The organism is Massilia sp. LXY-5 (genome assembly GCF_059801075.1).
In genome coordinates this window covers 297,126-313,478 of sequence record NZ_JBNNEH010000006.1, presented here as the reverse complement: position 1 = coordinate 313,478, position 16,353 = coordinate 297,126, and the positions used below count along the sequence as shown (strand labels likewise).

Genomic DNA, 16,353 nt, shown 5'->3' with positions numbered 1-16,353 from the left:
TTATTTCTCCTTACCGAATAGACCGGCCGGGCGCAGCAGCAGCACGATGACCATGACGACGAATACGACGACCTCGGAGCCTTCGGGATAGAACACCCGTGTTAAACCCTCGATCACGCCCAGCAGCAAGCCGGTGATGATGGAACCGAGGATGGAACCCATGCCGCCGATCACGACGACGGCGAACACGACGATGATGAGGTTCGAGCCCATCAGCGGCGTGACGTTGATCACGGGCGCGGCCAGCACCCCGGCCAGGCCCGCCAGGGCGACGCCGAAGCCATAGGTCGAGGTCACCATGCGCGGCACGTTGATGCCGAAGGCCTCGACCAGTTTCGGGTTTTCGGTACCGGCGCGCAGGTAGGCGCCAAGTCGCGTTTTTTCGATCACGAACCAGGTGCCGAGGCAGACGACGAGGGAGGAGACGACGACCCAGGCGCGGTAGTTCGGCAGCATCATGAAGCCGAGGTCGGTCGCGCCGGTCAGGGCTTCCGGTACCTCCAGGGTCTGGCCCGAGACGCCGAAGAAGGAGCGGAACACGCCCTCCAGCAGCAGAGTGATGCCAAAGGTCAGCAGCAGGCCATATAAATGATCGAGTTTATACAGCCAGCGCAGCATCGTCTTTTCGACGGCGATACCGAACAGGCCGACGGCGAAGGGCGCCAGCACCAGCATCATCCAGTAATTCAGGCCGTACGAGGTGACGCCGATGTAGGCGATGAACGCCCCCATCATGTACAGCGCACCGTGGGAAAAATTGATGACGTTCAGCAGACCGAAAATCACGGCCAGGCCGAGCGAGAGCATCGCGTAAAAAGAACCATTCACTAAGCCCAGCAGCAGCTGGCTCATCATGGCTTGGAGGGGGACGCCAAAAATTTCCATAGGTACCCAAAGCAAAAAGTCGGGATGGCGGTCAGCCGGGGCGGCCGGACCGGCCAAGGGGAACAAACAACATCGAAACGTGCGGCGCGATGTGCAGGCGGTGGTTAAACGCGTGGGCGGGACCCGCCCACCCTACGGAGAGCGGGTCTTCCCGCCCACGCGTTCAAACCACGCCTGCGTTACCGCGGCGTTTTATCTTTAGATTACTTCCAGGCGGCGCACTTCGTTTCCGACTTCTTGGTGTACGCCTGGTCGCCCGGGATGGTGGCGACCAGCTTGTAGTAATCCCATGGGTACTTCGACTCGGCCTTCGACTTCACCTGCATCAGGTACATGTCGTGCACCATGCGGCCGTCGTCACGAATGACGCCGTTCTTGGTGAACATGTCGTTGATCTTGGTCGCCTTCAACTGCGCCATGACCTTGGTCGAGTCGTCGGTGCCGATCTTTTTCACCGCGTTCAGGTAATTCATCGTCGCCGAGTAGTCGGCCGCCTGCAGCATCGACGGTTCCTTCTTCATCTTGGCGAAATAGCGCTTCGACCAGTTGCGGGTGTCGGCGTTCATGTCCCAGTACCAGCCGTCGGTCAGGTACATGCCCTGGGTTGCGTCCAGGCCCAGGGTGTGGATGTCGTTGATGAACACCAGCAAGCCGGCGATCTTCATGTTCTTGGTCAGACCGAATTCCTTGGCCGCCTTGATCGAATTGATCGTGTCGCCGCCGGCATTCGCCAGGCCCAGCACCTGCGCCTTCGACGATTGCGCCTGCAGCAGGAAGGACGAGAAGTCCGAGGCCGACAGCGGATGCTTGACGCTGCCCAGCACGGTGCCGCCATTGGCTTTCAGCACCTCGGTCGTGTCGCGTTCCAGCGACTGGCCGAAGGCATAGTCGGCGGTCAGGAAATACCAGCTCTTGCCGCCCTGTTTGATCACGGCCGAGCCGGTGCCGCGTGCCAGCGCCACGGTGTCGTAGGCGTAGTGCACAGTGTAGGGCGAGCACTGCTCATTGGTCAGCTGGGCGGTGCCGGCGCCGATCGAAATGAAGAGTTTCTTCTTCTCGCCTGCGACCTTGGCCATGGCCAGGTTGGCGCCGGAGTTGGTGCCGCCGATCAGCATGTCGACGCCTTGCTGGTCGAACCATTCGCGCGCCTTGGAGGCGGCGATGTCCGGTTTGTTCTGGTGGTCGGCGACCATGAATTCGATTTTTTTACCGTTCACGGCGCCGCCCATATCGGCGATCGCCATGCGGACGGCTTCGGCGCCACCGTTGCCGTCGACGTCGGAATAGACGCCGGACAGGTCGGTGAGCAGGCCGATCTTGATGGTGTCGCCGCTGATCTGGGCTGAAGCAGGTGCCATGAAGCCGAGGAAGGCGGCGCTGGCGGCGAGGGCGAGGGCGGTACGTTTCATTGTTTTGTCTCCGTTCTTGTGGTTGATACTGCTTATGAATTGCTTTACTACACGCCGAGTAGCTCGGTCAGTACAGGCATGCGCGCCTCGAGGTCGCGCGCCTCGATGGTCTCGACAATTTGCCCATGTTCGACAACGTGGAACCGGTCCGCCAGGGGCGCGGCGAAGCGGAAGTTCTGCTCGACCATGATGATCGTGTAGCCCTTCGCCTTGAGCATGGTGATCATGCGGGCCAGACCCTGCACGATGACCGGCGCCAGGCCCTCGGAGATCTCGTCGAGCAGCAGCAGGCGCGCGCCGGTGCGCAGGATGCGCGCCACCGCCAGCATCTGCTGCTCCCCGCCCGACAGGCGCGTGCCCTGGCTGTGGCGGCGCTCTTTCAGATTCGGGAACATCTCGTAAATTTCGTCGATCGACATCGCCGTCCCGCCCACTTTCAAGGCAGGCGGCAAGAGCAGGTTTTCTTCGGTCGACAGCGAGGAGAAAATGCCGCGCTCTTCCGGGCAATAACCGACACCCAGGTGGGCGATGCGGTGGGTCGGCAAACCGACCGCCTCGACGCCGTTGATGCGGATCGAGCCCGTACGGCGGCCCGTCAGCCCCATGATCGCGCGCAGCGTGGTCGTGCGGCCGGCGCCATTTCGACCTAACAAGGTGACGACTTCGCCGGGCGCCACCGACAGGCTGATGCCGTGCAGGATGTGCGATTCGCCGTACCAGGCTTGCAGGTCGCTGATTTCCAGGGCCGCGGTCATGCATGCCCCGCTTCGAGTTCGCCGTCGGCGGTGCCCATATAGGCCTGCATCACTTGCGGATTTTTCGAGACTTCGGCATAGGTCCCTTCAGCCAGCATGGCGCCGCGCTGGAGGACGGAAATGCGGTCGCAGATGCCGGAAACGACGTTCATATTGTGTTCGACCATCAAAATCGTGCGTCCTTGTGACACTTTTTTAATCAGGGCCGTGACGCGGTGCACGTCCTCGTGGCCCATGCCCTGGGTCGGCTCGTCGAGCAGCATCAGCTCCGGCTCCATCGCCAGGGTCGTCGCGATCTCGAGCGCGCGCTTGCGGCCGTAGGGCAGGTCCGCCGTGACGGTGTCGGCGAAGCTGCTCAAATCGACTTCGTCGAGCAGCGCCATGGCGCGCTCGTCCAGCGACGACAGCGACCCCTCGCTGCGCCAGAAGTGGAAACTGGTGCCCAGCTCGCGCTGCAGCCCAATTCTCACGTTCTGCAGCACCGTCAGGTGGGGGAACACGGCCGAAATCTGGAAGGACCGAATAATGCCCTGGCGTGCGATCTGCGCCGGCTTGTCGCGCGTGATGTCGCGCCCATTGAAGAGGATCTGGCCCGAGGTCGGCACCAGGAATTTGGTCAGCAAATTAAAACAGGTGGTCTTGCCGGCGCCGTTCGGGCCGATCAAGGCGTGGATGTGGCCGCGCTGAACGCGCAGGTCGACATCATTGACTGCAGTAAAACCCGTGAACTCTTTGGTCAAGTTCTTTGTTTCAAGAATGACGTCTGCCATCGTGTCTCCAGTGCGTGGATGCGTCGGGAACTCTGATCCTGTCCGGCTGAGTCCGGCGCGCTGCTGGCGCGCCTATCCGAATAGGATCTTGGCAAATATTACACAGATCAGTTCTTTATACAATACAAGGGGAACCTGTGCAGCAGCGCACAACTGGGCTGCCAGCGCAGACCCGTTGTGCATAAATGAACAGGTGACTAGCGTGGGTGTGCGGCCTTGATCATGCTGGCCGCTTTCTCGGCAATCATGAGGGTCGGTGAATTCGTGTTCCCCGAGGTGATAAACGGCATGATCGAGGCATCGACCACGCGCAGGCCCCCTACCCCGCGCACCCGCAGCTGGCTGTCGACCACGGCGTCCGGATCGTCGGCCTTGCCCATCTTGCAGGTGCCGACGGGATGAAAAATCGTGGTGCCGATCAGGCCGGCGGCTTCGGCCAGCTCTTCCTCGGTGCGGTAGTGAATGCCCGGCTTGAATTCCTCGGGCTGGTAGCGTGCCAGGGAAGGAGAAGCGACGATCCGGCGCGTCAGCGCCAGCGCCGCCGCCGCCGTCTGCCGGTCTTCCACGGTACTGAGGTAATTCGGCGTGATTTTCGGCGGCGCGTAGCTGTCGTGCGTGGCCAGGCGCACGTGCCCACGCGCGGTCGGGCGCAGGTTGCAGACGCTTGCCGTAAATGCCGGGAAACCGTGCAGCGGGTCGCCGAATTTTTCGAGCGACAGCGGCTGCACGTGGTATTGCAGGTTCGGCGTCGCCTGCTGCGGGTGCGATTTCGCAAAGGCGCCCAGCTGCGACGGCGCCATCGACATCGGTCCGCTGCGTAAAAAAGCGTATTCGAGGCCGATCTTCATCTTCCCGAACCAGGAGGCAGCGCTGGTATTCAGGGTTTTTACGCCCTGCACTTTATAGACCATGCGCAGTTGCAGGTGGTCCTGCAAATTTTCGCCCACGCCGGGCAGCTCGACGAGGGGTGTGACGCCATGGCGCTGCAGGTGGGCGCCGTCGCCGATGCCGGACAGTTGCAGGATGTGGGGCGAGCCGATCGCGCCGGCCGCCAGCAGCGTTTCGCGGCGCGCCTTTGCCGTGTGCGCTTTGCCGCCGCCGCTAAATTGCACGCCGCGGCAGACAGGTCCGGCGTCCGTCGTCTCCAGCAGCAGGCGCTCGACGTGGCAGCCCGTCATGATGGTCAGATTCGGCCGCTGGGCCGCCGGTTTCAGAAAGGCCTTCGCGGTATTCAGGCGGATGCCGCGGCGCTGGTTGACCTCGAAATAGGAGCTGCCGGCATTGTCGCCGGTATTGAAATCGTCGACCTTTTCGATGCCGACCTCGGCTGCGGCATCGCGAAACGCGTCCAGGATTTTCCAGGACAGCCGCTGTTTTTCAACACGCCATTCTCCGCCGGCGCCGTGGACGTCGCTGGCGCCCCGATGATGGTCTTCGCTTTTTTTGAACAGCGGCAGCACGTGATTCCAGCGCCAGGAATCGTCGCCGCAACTGTCCGCCCAACGCTCGTAATCCTGCTGTTGGCCGCGCATATAGATCATGCCGTTGATCGAGGAGCTCCCGCCCAGCACTTTACCGCGCGGGTAGATCAGTGCGCGGCCATTCAGGCCGGGATCCGGTTCGGTATTGAACAGCCAGTCGGTGCGTGGATTGCCGATGCAGTGGAGGTAGCCGACGGGAATGTGGATCCACAAATAGTCGTCGCGTGCCCCCGCTTCGATCAGCAGGACCTCGATCTGCTTGTCCTGGGTCAGGCGATTCGCCAGGACGCAGCCCGCGGTACCGGCCCCAACGATGATGTAGTCGTATTCTCCAGCCGATTCCACGCTTGTCGTCTCCTCAGGACTGCAATTCGGATGCCAGCAATTCGATCAATTGACGAGCCGGCATGGGCCGCGCCCGGGCAAATTCGGTGCCGCACCACATCGACATGAGTTCCGTGTCGCCGCTTTTGGCTGCCGCGGCGCGAATGCTGCCGGTCAGCGCATTCTGGATCGGATACGGGGGAACGAGCGGCTCTACACTTGCCATCTGCCGCATGAAGCCGTTCTCGATGCCGCGTGCGTAGCGCCCCGAAAAACTGCGCGTCAGCTTTGTCGTCCCTTCGCCGGAGAGCAGGCGCGCCTTGTAGGCAGGATGCAGCGCGGCTTCGTCGGTCACGAGGAAGGCAGTGCCCATCTGCACGGCGCGCGCGCCCAGTTGAAGGGCCCGCTTGATGTCCGTTCCCGTCATGATGCCGCCGGCGGCAATCACCGGGATCTGAACGGCCGCGACGACGGCCGGCCAGAGTTCGGCCGCCGGCAAGGTCGCATCTTGCTGGGGTCCCAAAAACGTGCCGCGGTGTCCGCCTGCCTCGATTCCGGACGCGACCACCGCATCGGCGCCGATCGCTTGCCAGGCCAGCGCTTCCTCGACCGTGGTCACGGTGCCGATCACGCGGATGCCGGCCCCATGCAGGCGCTCGACCTGGACGGCTTCCAGGATGCCGAAAGTGAAACTGACGGCCGGCGGACGTAATGTCAACAAGCACTCGAACTGGGCCTCGAAATCCTCGCACCATTTGGTTGGCAGCGGCAGCGTGTTCCAGCCCAGGCTTTCCCAGACCGGGCGGAGCAGTTCGACGGCCTTGCCGACTTCTTCTTCGCTCGGGGCCGGTTTGCCCTGCACGAAGAAATTCAGCATGAAGGGGCGGCTGGTGAGTGTGCGGATGCGCGCCACCTGCTCCTCGATCGTCGCCGGAGACAGCAGCGAGCAGGGCAAGGCGCCGAGCGCGCCGGCATTCGACACGGCGGCCACCAGCTCCGGCGTGCAAGCGCCGCCCGCCATCGGGCCCTGGATGACCGGTATCTGGAACAAGTCGTCGATTCCCATGTCCGCCTCCATTGTCGAGTGGGTTTTCAATGCGGTTTTCAATTCACCAAGGCAAGCTTACCAGATCGTCACCGTAAAGCCAGAGGCGCATCTGTGGATAAGCTTCTTGATATCCACAGGAACGGATTGTGCAGAAACCCGTTTTTTTGTGGACGCCAAAATCTTGTCCAGATTTGTCACCGCAACGATACAGCCGCCATCACAGGCTTATACCGCGCGTAAACCGATGATTTCTCATCCGTTAACCGGCTTATCCACAGAAAACGCCAGTTGTTAACACTACTACTATCCTTGTATACCTATTTTGGTTGTAAACCTGAGAACGCGCAGGCCGCGGGTTCGCAAAAAATTTTTTTTGTTCCCTGCCCGAACTGTTGGCCCCTTGCATCAGATCCATCCTGGCACGACAAGTTTTACGAAACCGCCCCTGCCTTGACCCGCCTCTCCTGCCTGCCAGTCCCTGCACTCGAGGAAACCCCTTCCTGCATGGCCAGGCGGCTGTGGACAAACCCATGTATATCCACAGGAGCGAATGTGCAGAAGCAGTGCGAATCCGCACGCCGCAAAATCTGTACACCTTCGGTGCAAGCGCGATACAGGGCTTGTTCAGGACATCGAAACGCGCGTAAACCCTTGAGACTGTGGAGAAAAGCCGGCTTATCCACAGTAAACCGCCTCGTTTACTACTACTACCAATTTGTATACATCCTTATTTAATTAAATAGATGAAGCGAAGCGTGTGTGAAAACCGGCTCGCGTCGGCTCCTGGCCAGGAGACGAGCCATCTGCTATCGACAACTGAAAGGTTTGGCAGGAAAAAAAACGCGACCGGTTTCTCTGAAGACAAGACTTCGACTTACAAGCGCTTGGAAAAAAAATCGGTTCGCATGCGTTCCGGACTGAACGCCAAGCTGCCGCTGTTCGGCTGCTCAATGGTTTGGCAGAAAGCAACATGCCGATGGCGATGGCGAAAACGATCGCGTCAAGGATCATGAGGACCCCGTTTTCCTCAAAACCGGTTGGCCGTATCCCTGTCCAGACCGTATCCAGGCTAAAAGCGCGGTGAAAGCTATCCCGGCTGTGGACAAGCCCTTGCATATCCACAGGACCCGATGTGCAGAACACCGTTTACTGACAAGCCGACGTTTTTTTTCCAACATCGGTGCAGGCTCGATACAATCCTTGTCCAGCTCGTTTAGGTCGACCTAAACTGCTGATCTTGTGGAGTAAACCCGTCTTATCCACAGAAAAACAGGCGTTTACTATCACTACCAATCTGTATACATACCTTTATTACTGTAAACAGAGAAAAGCGCGAACAGCGTGGACAAGCGGTGTTTACCCTGAACCACGGCTGAAAAACGCCTTTTTTCACTTTCACCAGCTTGGAAAACCGTCAAAAAATGCGTCTCGGGATCATCAGCGCGCTGTCCGAAGAACAGCAGGGGCTCGTGGAAGCCATGCAGAGCCCCTACAAGCTCATCCATGGTCAACGCGAGTACTGGGTCGGACAGCTGTGGGAAATCGACGCTGTGTGCGTTCTGTCGCGTATAGGCAAGGTTGCCGCCGCAGTGACGACCACCACGCTTGTGGAGAAGTTCGGAGTTACCCACATCCTGTTTACGGGTGTGGCTGGTAGCGGCGACAAAACGGTGAACGTGGGCGACATCGTGGTGGCCGAATCGCTGGTCCAGCACGACATGGATGCCAGTCCCCTGTTTCCACGCTTCGAAGTCCCCTTGCTCGGCTTGACGCATTTCCCCGCCGACCACCAGCTGGCCTCGCGCCTGTTTGACGCCGCCTCCTCTTTCCTCGACGAAGATTTCATGGAAGCGATCGCAGCGGATGAAAAAGCGGTGTTCAGGCTGACCCGGCCGAGGATTCACCGCGGCCTGATCGCCAGCGGCGACCAGTTTATTGATGACCGCGAGCACATCAACGGCTTGAATGCCGCTTTACCCGGGCTGGTGGCGGTGGAAATGGAAGGGGCGGCAGTGGCCCAGGTCTGCCATGAGCTTGACGTGCCTTGCGCCGTGATCCGGACGATTTCGGACAACGCCAATGAAAACGCGGCCACCGATTTTTTACGTTTCGTAAAATCGGTGGCCGCGGTATATGCCTGTTACATCGTCAGGCGCTTTTGCCTGCAGGCGCAGGATGTGAAAATAAGCGATCAGGCCAGCAGGGAATCGGCGGGCACGTAATCGTAGCCCAGGGTCTTGGCCACGGCTTCATAGGTGACCTTGCCCTGGCAGACATTTAAACCCTGGCGCAGGTGGGCGTCGTCCAGCAAGGCGCGGCGCCAGCCTTTACTGGCCAGCGCCAGCGCATGGCCGATCGTCGCGTTGTTCAGTGCGAAAGTCGAGGTACGGGCCACGGCGCCCGGCATGTTCGCCACGCAGTAGTGGATTACACCGTCGACGACGAAAGTCGGGTCGGCGTGGGTCGTCGCATGCGAGGTCTCGAAGCAGCCGCCCTGGTCGATCGCCACATCGACCACGACTGCCCCCTTTTTCATTTTTGAAATCATGCTGCGCGTGACCAGCTTTGGCGCGGCCGCACCCGGTACCAGCACACCGCCGATGACGAGATCGGCCGCCAGCACCGCTTCCTCGATCGCGTGCCCCGTCGAATACACGGTGGCGATGCGGTTGCCGTACACCAGGTCCAGCTGGCGCAGGCGCTCGATGTTTTTGTCAAGCACGGTAACGCGGGCACCGGTGCCGACCGCCATCTGCAGCGCATTGGTGCCGACCACGCCGGCGCCGATGATCACGATGTGACCCGGCGCCACGCCCGGTACGCCGCCCAGCAGCAGGCCCATGCCGCCCTTCGATTTTTCCAGATGGGCCGCGCCGGCCTGGATCGACATCCGCCCCGCCACTTCACTCATCGGCGCCAGCAGCGGCAAGCCGCCGCCGGGACCGGTGATCGTCTCGTAGGCAATGCAGACCGCCTTCGATCGCACCAGGGCCGCTGTCTGTTCGGGATCCGGCGCCAGGTGCAGATAGGTGTACAGGATCTGCCCTTCGCGCAGCATCGCGCATTCGCCCGGTTGCGGTTCCTTGACCTTGACGATCATCTCGGCCCGGGCAAAGATCTCCTGGGCCGTGTCGACGATGGTGGCGCCGGCCGCCACATATTGCTCGTCAAGGAGGCCGATCTCGGTGCCGGCGTTCTTCTGGACAATCACTTGATGCCCCCGTGCGACCAGCTCGTGCACGGAAGGCGGGGTCAGGCCGACCCGGTACTCGTGGTTTTTGATCTCTTTTGGAACGCCAACTAACATGTCTTCCTCCAGTTGAAAAAGCTCACTACATGATTACAGCCCCAGGGTCATGAGGCTTGCGTTGCCGCCAGCCGCAGTCGTGTTGACGCACAGTGCGCGTTCCGCCACCATGCGCCACACGGGAACGGCAGATACTGCATCGGTATCGACGATGCCGACGATCGCGCCCGGACGTGCCGCCAGCTGCGAGCGCAGGCTGCCCTGCAGACCGCTTTCGACCAGCGCGATCTCGAATGCACAGTTGTCCACTTCCGCCGCGCCAATAAAACGGATGCGATCCTTGACTTCCGGCGGCAGTTCTTCCGGCATCGCAACCTGGTTGCCCGCCAGCACGAAGGCGCGATTGCCCGTCGCCATGGTGGCGGCCAGCTGGTTCAGCATGCCCTTCGTGGAGCGCGCCGCACACAGGACGACGCCCCGCGCATGGAAGGACAAGCTGTTTTTCTCTCCGGTCGGGCCCGGCAAGGCGATCGTGGTGCCGTTCAGCTGGCTGCGCGCATAGCCGTCAGCCAGGGCGACGATGTCCTCATGGCCATTGGCACGCGCCCAGACTTGCAGCGCCGCGAGGGCCGCATACGCCGCGCTGCCGTGCGTCGGCAAGGGCGCCGCCTGGCGCTGCAGGCGCTTGATGTAGAGCGGACCGCCCGCCTTCGGGCCGGTGCCGGATTTGCCCTCGCCACCGAAGGGCTGCACGCCGACGACGGCGCCGACGATGTTCCGGTTAACGTAGATATTGCCGACGTGGGCGCGGCCCGTGATGAAATCGATGGTCTCGTCGATGCGCGAGTGCACGCCCAGGGTCAGGCCGTACCCGGTGGCATTGATCGCATCGACGACCTGATTCAGGTCGGCGCGGCGGTAACGCACGATGTGCAGCACCGGACCGAAGACTTCATGCTTCAGTTCCGCCAGCGAACCGATTTCCAGCACGGTCGGCGGCACGAAGGTGCCTTGCGAAGTAACGGAGGCCGGCAAGTCGAGCGCGAAATGCTGTTTCGCAGTGGCTTTGGTGCGTTCGATGTGGGCCAGCAGGTTGCGCTGGGCCTCCTGGTCGATCACCGGACCGATGTCGGTCGCCAGGCGGTCCGGGCTACCGACGCGCAACTCCTGCAAGGCACCTTTCAGCATCCGGATCGTCTTGTCGGCAATGTCTTCCTGCAGGAACAGGACGCGCAGCGCCGAGCAGCGCTGGCCGGCGGAATCGAAAGCCGAGCTCAGCACGTCCTGCACGACCTGCTCGGGCAGGGCCGAAGAGTCGACGATCAAGGCGTTCTGGCCGCCGGTTTCCGCCACCAGCGGGATGTCGATGCCCTCGTTCTCTCCGCGTTTGGCCAGCGTGCGGTTGATCAGCTGGGCGACTTCGGTCGACCCCGTAAAAATCACGCCTTTTATACGCGGATCCGCCGTGAGGGCGGCGCCGACGACTTCGCCGCGGCCCGGCAGCAATTGCAGCGCGGCGCGCGGGATGCCTGCTTGGTAAAACAGTTCGACGGCGCGGTGCGCGATCAGGGGCGTCTGTTCCGCCGGTTTCGCCAGCACGACGTTGCCGGCGGCCAGCGCCGCGGCGACCTGGCCCGTGAAAATCGCAAGCGGGAAGTTCCAGGGGCTGATGCAGGTGACCGGGCCCAGGGCCTCGGCAGCCGGCGCGTCCTTGATCTGGGCACCGTAATAGCGCAAAAAGTCGACGGCTTCGCGGATTTCGGCGATCGCATTCGGCAGCGATTTGCCCGCTTCGCGCACGGCCAGGGCCATCAGCTCGGCGCAATTGGCTTCGAACAAGTCGGCCACGCGGTCGAGCATTGCCGCGCGCTCGCGGTTGGCGCTGCTGTTCCACTCGCTCGTAAAAGCGGTAGCGGCGGCCAGCGCCGTTTCGACGTCGCTTGTCGAGGCTTCCTGCACTTGGCCGACGAGGTCGGCGTTTTGGGCCGGGTTGCGCACCGGCAGCGTGTCCGCCCCGTCGACCTTGCCGGCGATCAGCGGCGCCGCTTCATAAACACGCTGGCGCGACAGTTCGGTACCGAGGACGCGCAACGCATCCTCATTCGTCAGGTCGATGCCGGCCGAATTGTGACGTTCGCCGCCGAACAGCGCGCGCGGCAGGGCAATGCCCGTGTGCGGCAGGCCGCCGCTGGCGCGCGCCACCTCGAACGGATCGTTTAACAGGGTTTCGATCGCGACCTTTTCGTCGACGATCTGGTTCACGAACGAAGAATTCGCGCCATTTTCCAGCAGGCGGCGCACGAGGTAGGCGAGCAGGGTTTCGTGCGAACCGACCGGCGCATAGATGCGGCAGGTCTTATTCAAATTTTCCTTGCCGACGACCTGGTCGTACAGGGTTTCTCCCATGCCGTGCAGGCACTGGAATTCATAGTTCTCGACGCCGCTTTCCTTGGCCCAGGTGTAGATCACGGACAAGGTATGGGCATTGTGGGTCGCGAACTGGGCGTAGATCAGGTCTGTTGCGCCCAGCAGTTTACGAGCGCAAGTCAAATAGGACACGTCCGTGTACACCTTTCTCGTGTACACCGGATAGCCCGGCATGCCGTCCACTTGCGCGCGCTTGATCTCGGCATCCCAATACGCCCCCTTTACTAAACGCACCATGAACTTGCGGCCACTGCGTTTCGCCAGATCGATCACGTAGTCGATCACGAAGGGGCAGCGTTTTTGATAACCCTGCACCACCAGGCCGATGCCTTCGAAACCGGCCAGCTCGGCGTCGAAAGCGAGGGCTTCCAGCATGTCGAGCGAGATCTCGAGGCGGTCCGCTTCTTCCGCATCGATATTGATGCCGATGTCGTAGCCCTTCGCGAGCAAGACCAGGCTGCGCACGCGCGGCAGCAGTTCGCTCATCACGCGCGCATGCTGGGCGCGGCTGTAGCGCGGGTGCAGGGCCGACAGTTTAATGGAAATGCCGGGACCGTCCTTGATGCCGCGCCCATTCGAGGCCTTGCCGATCGCATGGATCGCCTTTTCATACGAGGCGTAATAGCTTTGCGCGTCTGCTTCCGTCAGCGCCGCTTCGCCCAGCATGTCGTACGAGTATTGATAACCGCGTGCCTCGTTGGGCTGGCTGTTTTTGAGGGCTTCGTCGATCGTCTGGCCGGTTACGAACTGGTTGCCGAGCATACGCATGGCGAGGTCGACGCCCTTGCGGATCAGCGGTTCGCCGCCCTTGGCGATCAAGCGCGTCATGGCCGAACCGAGGCCGCGTTCGCTGTTGCTCGAGACCAGCTTGCCGGTAATGAGCAGGCCCCAGGTCGCGGCGTTCACGAACAGGGAGGGCGATTCGCCCAGGTGGCTGCGCCAGTCGCCGCGGCTGATTTTATCGGCGATCAGGCGGTCGGCGGTGGCGCTGTCGGGAATACGCAGTAGCGCTTCGGCCAGGCACATCAGGGCAACGCCCTCTTCCGACGATAGCGAGAATTCGTGCATCAGGGCATCGACGCCGGAAGCGCGCGTGCGTTTGGCGCGCACGGCGGAGACCAGTCGGTGCGCCAGCGGTTTCGCGTCCGCACTCGGCCGCGCGCCTTGCGCCAGCAGCCAGTTGACGGCTTCGTTTTCGTCGCGCCGGTAGGCGGCCGTGATGGCGGCACGCAAGGGAGATTGGTCCGGCTTGATTTCGGCCTGAAACGCGTCGAACGGAACGAAGGTGGTGGCCGAATTGGCGGCGATCTGCATGGTGGTCTTATCAGGGTAGGTCAAGGGGCGCACAGCAAAACGCGCCAGTCTGCAGGGGCAGCCGGCGCGTTTTGGTACGTGCTTCAATCGTTTGATTGTAGAAGGATTTCTTCTGGATTAATTCTGTTTTTACGGGGCACTAGCAATAGATAGTTTTTGGTGCGAGAATTCGACCAAATAATATTTACGCCCAGGAGAGACGGCATGCTGGACAAGATATCGAAAAAAATTCTCGCCGAGTTGCAGAACGACGGCCGCATCAGCAATGTCGAGCTCGCCACCCGGGTGAACCTGTCGCCGGCAGCCTGCCTCGAGCGCGTGCGCAAACTGCACGAGTCCGGCTACATCATGGGATACACGGCCCAGTTGAATCCGCAACTGCTGGATGTGTCACTGCTGGTTTTTATTGAAGTTGTGCTCGACCGCACCACGCCGGAAGTGTTCGATGCGTTTAAACAGAGCGTGCAGCTGATCCCGGAAGTGCTGGAATGCCATATGGTGGCCGGCGGCTTCGACTATCTCGTGAAAGCGCGCGTCAAGGACATGGCGGCCTACCGCGAATTCCTGGGAAAAACCTTGTTGCAGAAGGGCGTGCGCGAGACGCACACCTATGCGGTGATGGAAGAAGTGAAAAATACGACGAAGCTGCCGATCCGCTGACTTCGTCGCTTCAGTCAAGCTTGCCGCCCTCGATCAGGCGGCGACGCGCTCGCCCTTCGGCGCCGTCGCCTGCGCCGCCGTCGATTCCAGGTTATTCCGCAACCAGCGGTGCGCCGGGCTGCGGCCGTCGCGTTCGTGCCAGAGCATGTCCAGGTGCACGGCCGGCAGGGCGAACGGCAGTTCGCGCCAGACCAGCGATTCCGTCATGCCGGTCGAGACCATCAGGTGCTTCGGCAGCACGGTAATCAAATCCGAATTCGCCACCACCCGTCCCGCGGTAAAAAACTGGTTCACGGTCAGTAAAATGCGGCGCTCGCGGCCGATTTGCGCCAGCGCTTCGTCGACCAGGCCGTGCGCGCGGCCGGAGAAACTCACGAGTAAATGGTTCGCCTTGCAATAGGTGTCGAGGTCGAGCTTGTTGCCGGCGAGCGGGTGGTTCTTGCGCATCACGCACACATATTGGCCGGAATACAGGCGCTCGTGGCGAATCGGCGACCCGGTCTCATACGACAGCTGCGCCGCCACGCCCGGGAAAAAGCCGACGGCGAGGTCGATATCGCCGCGCAGCAGCATCGGACGCGGTTCGCGCGTCGTCAGCGGCACCATGCGGATGTTCACCCCCGGCGCCTCGCTTTCGATCGAACGCATGAGCGACGGCAACCAATAGGCGGCGGTGGCGTCGGCCATTGCCATCCTGAAGGTCGCTTGCGCTTTCGAGACGTCGAAGGTTTCCGGCATCACCGCCGCTTCCAGCGAGGCCAGGGCCGCGCGCACGGATGGCCACAGCGCTTCCGCGCGCGGCGTCGGTTTCACGCCATAGGCGGTGCGGATCAGGAGTTCGTCGCCCAGGCTCTCGCGCAGGCGTTTGATCGCGTTCGATACCGCCGGCTGCGTCATGGCGAGATGGCCGGCAGCGCGCGTTAAATTTTGTTCGGTCATGACTGCGTCGAACACGCGCAGCAGGTTCAGATCCAGGGTCAGGAAGCTCATGGCGGTCTCGTTGGCGTCTATCGGGTTGCTATTGGTCTGCGTCAAAGTGTACCCGATTTCATTCACAATCAATATAAGGCACATCAGTAAACGGAATTAGATTTATATGTTGCAATGCAGTATAGTTCTTAAAAACAACATCTTGTAGTTAAAAATAAAGCCAATCCATGCCGTTTGTCGACGCTCTTACTCACTTGTCTCTGCCGATGCTGCCGGTTGCCGAACTCGTGCGCGCCGCATTGGTGCTGTCTTTGCTGGCCAGCCTGCTGATGTTTTTCCGTCCCCTGCTTTCCGGCCTGCTGCGTGCCCTGGTGCTGACCGTTCGCCCGCGCACCCCACGCCGTCAGCCTTCCGCCGGCGTCGGCGCTTGAAATAAACACCCTGCCCAATAAAAAAACGCGGCCTCCGGTTACCCGGCGCCGCGTTTTTATTTCATCGACGCTGCTTTAGCGCGCGTCGCCCAGCAATGCCGGTTTCAGCGAACGGTCGACCGGTTTGTCTCCCAGCCAGATGCGCAGCACGGCATTATAGAAATTCACATCCGACACCGTGTCGCCGATACGTTTGCCGTTCAGCTCGCAGACCGTACCCGTGCCCGGGATCCAGTCCATGTGCAGGACATCGCCCTTTTTGATGTCGTCGACCGCAGCGAACATTTCGCCGAATTTTAAGATCTGGTTGACGATCTTCGCCTTCTCCGCCTTGTCCAGGTTTTCGTTGATGCCGTCCATGAAGGCTTTGCCGAGGTCTTCCGAAGCGATGTCGCGCGCCATCACCAGGGTCACGCGGCGCGGACCGTCCATTTTCAAGATGTCGGCCACAGCCGTTTTCTTTTCCGGCAGATACAGCCCGGCCGCATAGACCTTGATGACGAGCTTGGTGCGCATGCCGGCGCCGTTCAGTTTCAGCTCCTTGCCGCCGACTTTAGCGAGATCCTCGAACTTGATGCCGTTGACGTCGATGGCGGCCTGGGCGCTGCAGGCAAGTGTCAGGGCGGCGCAGGCAAGGATAGTGGTCTTGATAAGGGTCATGCAGTCTCCTGT

The 16,353-nt window shown here is 61.3% G+C and carries 14 protein-coding genes; 4 read left to right on the top strand and 10 right to left on the bottom strand.

All coding sequences use genetic code 11. The annotated features are described in order from the left end of the window. From ACI48I_RS19845 to ACI48I_RS19820, 6 genes are all read right to left on the bottom strand, one after another. Window positions 1–885: a branched-chain amino acid ABC transporter permease gene (locus ACI48I_RS19845; RefSeq protein ID WP_498575184.1), complete on the bottom strand. Its 885-nt coding sequence runs from the start codon at window positions 883–885 to the stop codon at window positions 1–3. 203 nt (window positions 886–1,088) lie between these two features. Continuing rightward, window positions 1,089–2,294 (bottom strand): ABC transporter substrate-binding protein, encoded by a 1,206-nt coding sequence (locus tag ACI48I_RS19840; RefSeq protein ID WP_193687824.1) that lies wholly within the window; start codon window positions 2,292–2,294, stop codon window positions 1,089–1,091. Window positions 2,295–2,341: 47 nt separating this feature from the next. Further along, window positions 2,342–3,049 (bottom strand): ABC transporter ATP-binding protein, encoded by a 708-nt coding sequence (locus ACI48I_RS19835; RefSeq protein ID WP_193687823.1) that lies wholly within the window; start codon window positions 3,047–3,049, stop codon window positions 2,342–2,344. Then, entirely contained in the window at window positions 3,046–3,819 is a 774-nt protein-coding gene (locus ACI48I_RS19830; RefSeq protein WP_498575183.1) for an ABC transporter ATP-binding protein, read from the bottom strand. Before ACI48I_RS19830 ends, ACI48I_RS19835 begins: the two co-directional genes overlap by 4 nt. A 197-nt stretch (window positions 3,820–4,016) precedes the next feature. Next, window positions 4,017–5,645, bottom strand: a complete 1,629-nt coding sequence (locus ACI48I_RS19825; RefSeq protein ID WP_498575182.1) for a GMC family oxidoreductase — start codon at window positions 5,643–5,645, stop codon at window positions 4,017–4,019. A gap of 13 nt (window positions 5,646–5,658) precedes the next feature. Next, window positions 5,659–6,690 carry an NAD(P)H-dependent flavin oxidoreductase gene (locus ACI48I_RS19820; RefSeq protein WP_498575181.1) on the bottom strand — a complete coding sequence of 344 codons (1,032 nt, stop codon included), beginning with the start codon at window positions 6,688–6,690 and terminating at the stop codon, window positions 5,659–5,661. Between ACI48I_RS19820 and ACI48I_RS19815 the strand changes: the two genes are divergently transcribed. Both ACI48I_RS19815 and ACI48I_RS19810 read left to right on the top strand, forming a co-directional pair. Further along, window positions 6,689–6,967, top strand: a complete 279-nt coding sequence (locus ACI48I_RS19815; RefSeq protein ID WP_193687819.1) for a hypothetical protein — start codon at window positions 6,689–6,691, stop codon at window positions 6,965–6,967. The two genes, ACI48I_RS19820 and ACI48I_RS19815, sit on opposite strands and share 2 nt — an antisense overlap. A 1,126-nt stretch (window positions 6,968–8,093) precedes the next feature. Beyond that, a complete protein-coding gene (locus ACI48I_RS19810; RefSeq protein WP_193687818.1) occupies window positions 8,094–8,894 on the top strand; it encodes a 5'-methylthioadenosine/adenosylhomocysteine nucleosidase in 801 nt (266 codons plus the stop codon). Here ACI48I_RS19810 and ald read toward each other — a convergent pair. Both ald and putA read right to left on the bottom strand, forming a co-directional pair. After that, a complete protein-coding gene (gene ald, locus ACI48I_RS19805; protein ID WP_193687817.1) occupies window positions 8,864–9,979 on the bottom strand; it encodes an alanine dehydrogenase in 1,116 nt (371 codons plus the stop codon). The genes ACI48I_RS19810 and ald overlap by 31 nt on opposite strands. 33 nt (window positions 9,980–10,012) lie before the next feature. Then, window positions 10,013–13,660, bottom strand: coding sequence for a trifunctional transcriptional regulator/proline dehydrogenase/L-glutamate gamma-semialdehyde dehydrogenase (putA, locus tag ACI48I_RS19800; RefSeq protein ID WP_498575324.1), 3,648 nt, complete (start codon window positions 13,658–13,660; stop codon window positions 10,013–10,015). A gap of 204 nt (window positions 13,661–13,864) precedes the next feature. Here putA and ACI48I_RS19795 point away from each other — a divergent pair, with 204 nt between their 5' ends. Further along, the gene (locus tag ACI48I_RS19795; RefSeq protein ID WP_056340766.1) at window positions 13,865–14,320 is read left to right on the top strand and encodes an Lrp/AsnC ligand binding domain-containing protein; all 456 of its coding nucleotides are present in this window, start codon (window positions 13,865–13,867) and stop codon (window positions 14,318–14,320) included. Between the two features lie 33 nt (window positions 14,321–14,353). Here ACI48I_RS19795 and ACI48I_RS19790 read toward each other — a convergent pair whose 3' ends face one another. Beyond that, window positions 14,354–15,310: a LysR family transcriptional regulator gene (locus ACI48I_RS19790; protein WP_498575180.1), complete on the bottom strand. Its 957-nt coding sequence runs from the start codon at window positions 15,308–15,310 to the stop codon at window positions 14,354–14,356. A 167-nt stretch (window positions 15,311–15,477) separates the two neighbouring features. On the opposite strand from ACI48I_RS19790, the gene ACI48I_RS19785 reads away from it, so the two are divergent. Further along, window positions 15,478–15,681: a hypothetical protein gene (locus tag ACI48I_RS19785; protein WP_193687815.1), complete on the top strand. Its 204-nt coding sequence runs from the start codon at window positions 15,478–15,480 to the stop codon at window positions 15,679–15,681. Window positions 15,682–15,756: 75 nt separating this feature from the next. Here the strand turns inward: ACI48I_RS19785 and ACI48I_RS19780 are convergent, their stop codons facing one another. Further along, the gene (locus tag ACI48I_RS19780) at window positions 15,757–16,341 is read right to left on the bottom strand and encodes a chalcone isomerase family protein (RefSeq protein WP_193687814.1); all 585 of its coding nucleotides are present in this window, start codon (window positions 16,339–16,341) and stop codon (window positions 15,757–15,759) included. Window positions 16,342–16,353 lie beyond the last annotated feature (12 nt).

Bases quoted from the DNA above. Each gene is read 5' to 3' on its own strand.
- ACI48I_RS19845 (WP_498575184.1), bottom strand. From the start codon at position 885: ATGGAAATTTTTGGCGTCCCCCTCCAAGCCATGATGAGCCAGCTGCTG.
- ACI48I_RS19840 (WP_193687824.1), bottom strand. From the start codon at position 2,294: ATGAAACGTACCGCCCTCGCCCTCGCCGCCAGCGCCGCCTTCCTCGGC.
- ACI48I_RS19835 (WP_193687823.1), bottom strand. From the start codon at position 3,049: ATGACCGCGGCCCTGGAAATCAGCGACCTGCAAGCCTGGTACGGCGAA.
- ACI48I_RS19830 (WP_498575183.1), bottom strand. From the start codon at position 3,819: ATGGCAGACGTCATTCTTGAAACAAAGAACTTGACCAAAGAGTTCACG.
- ACI48I_RS19815 (WP_193687819.1), top strand. From the start codon at position 6,689: ATGTCCGCCTCCATTGTCGAGTGGGTTTTCAATGCGGTTTTCAATTCA.
- ACI48I_RS19820 (WP_498575181.1), bottom strand. From the start codon at position 6,690: ATGGGAATCGACGACTTGTTCCAGATACCGGTCATCCAGGGCCCGATG.
- ACI48I_RS19810 (WP_193687818.1), top strand. From the start codon at position 8,094: ATGCGTCTCGGGATCATCAGCGCGCTGTCCGAAGAACAGCAGGGGCTC.
- ald (WP_193687817.1), bottom strand. From the start codon at position 9,979: ATGTTAGTTGGCGTTCCAAAAGAGATCAAAAACCACGAGTACCGGGTC.
- putA (WP_498575324.1), bottom strand. From the start codon at position 13,660: ATGCAGATCGCCGCCAATTCGGCCACCACCTTCGTTCCGTTCGACGCG.
- ACI48I_RS19795 (WP_056340766.1), top strand. From the start codon at position 13,865: ATGCTGGACAAGATATCGAAAAAAATTCTCGCCGAGTTGCAGAACGAC.
- ACI48I_RS19790 (WP_498575180.1), bottom strand. From the start codon at position 15,310: ATGAGCTTCCTGACCCTGGATCTGAACCTGCTGCGCGTGTTCGACGCA.
- ACI48I_RS19785 (WP_193687815.1), top strand. From the start codon at position 15,478: ATGCCGTTTGTCGACGCTCTTACTCACTTGTCTCTGCCGATGCTGCCG.
- ACI48I_RS19780 (WP_193687814.1), bottom strand. From the start codon at position 16,341: ATGACCCTTATCAAGACCACTATCCTTGCCTGCGCCGCCCTGACACTT.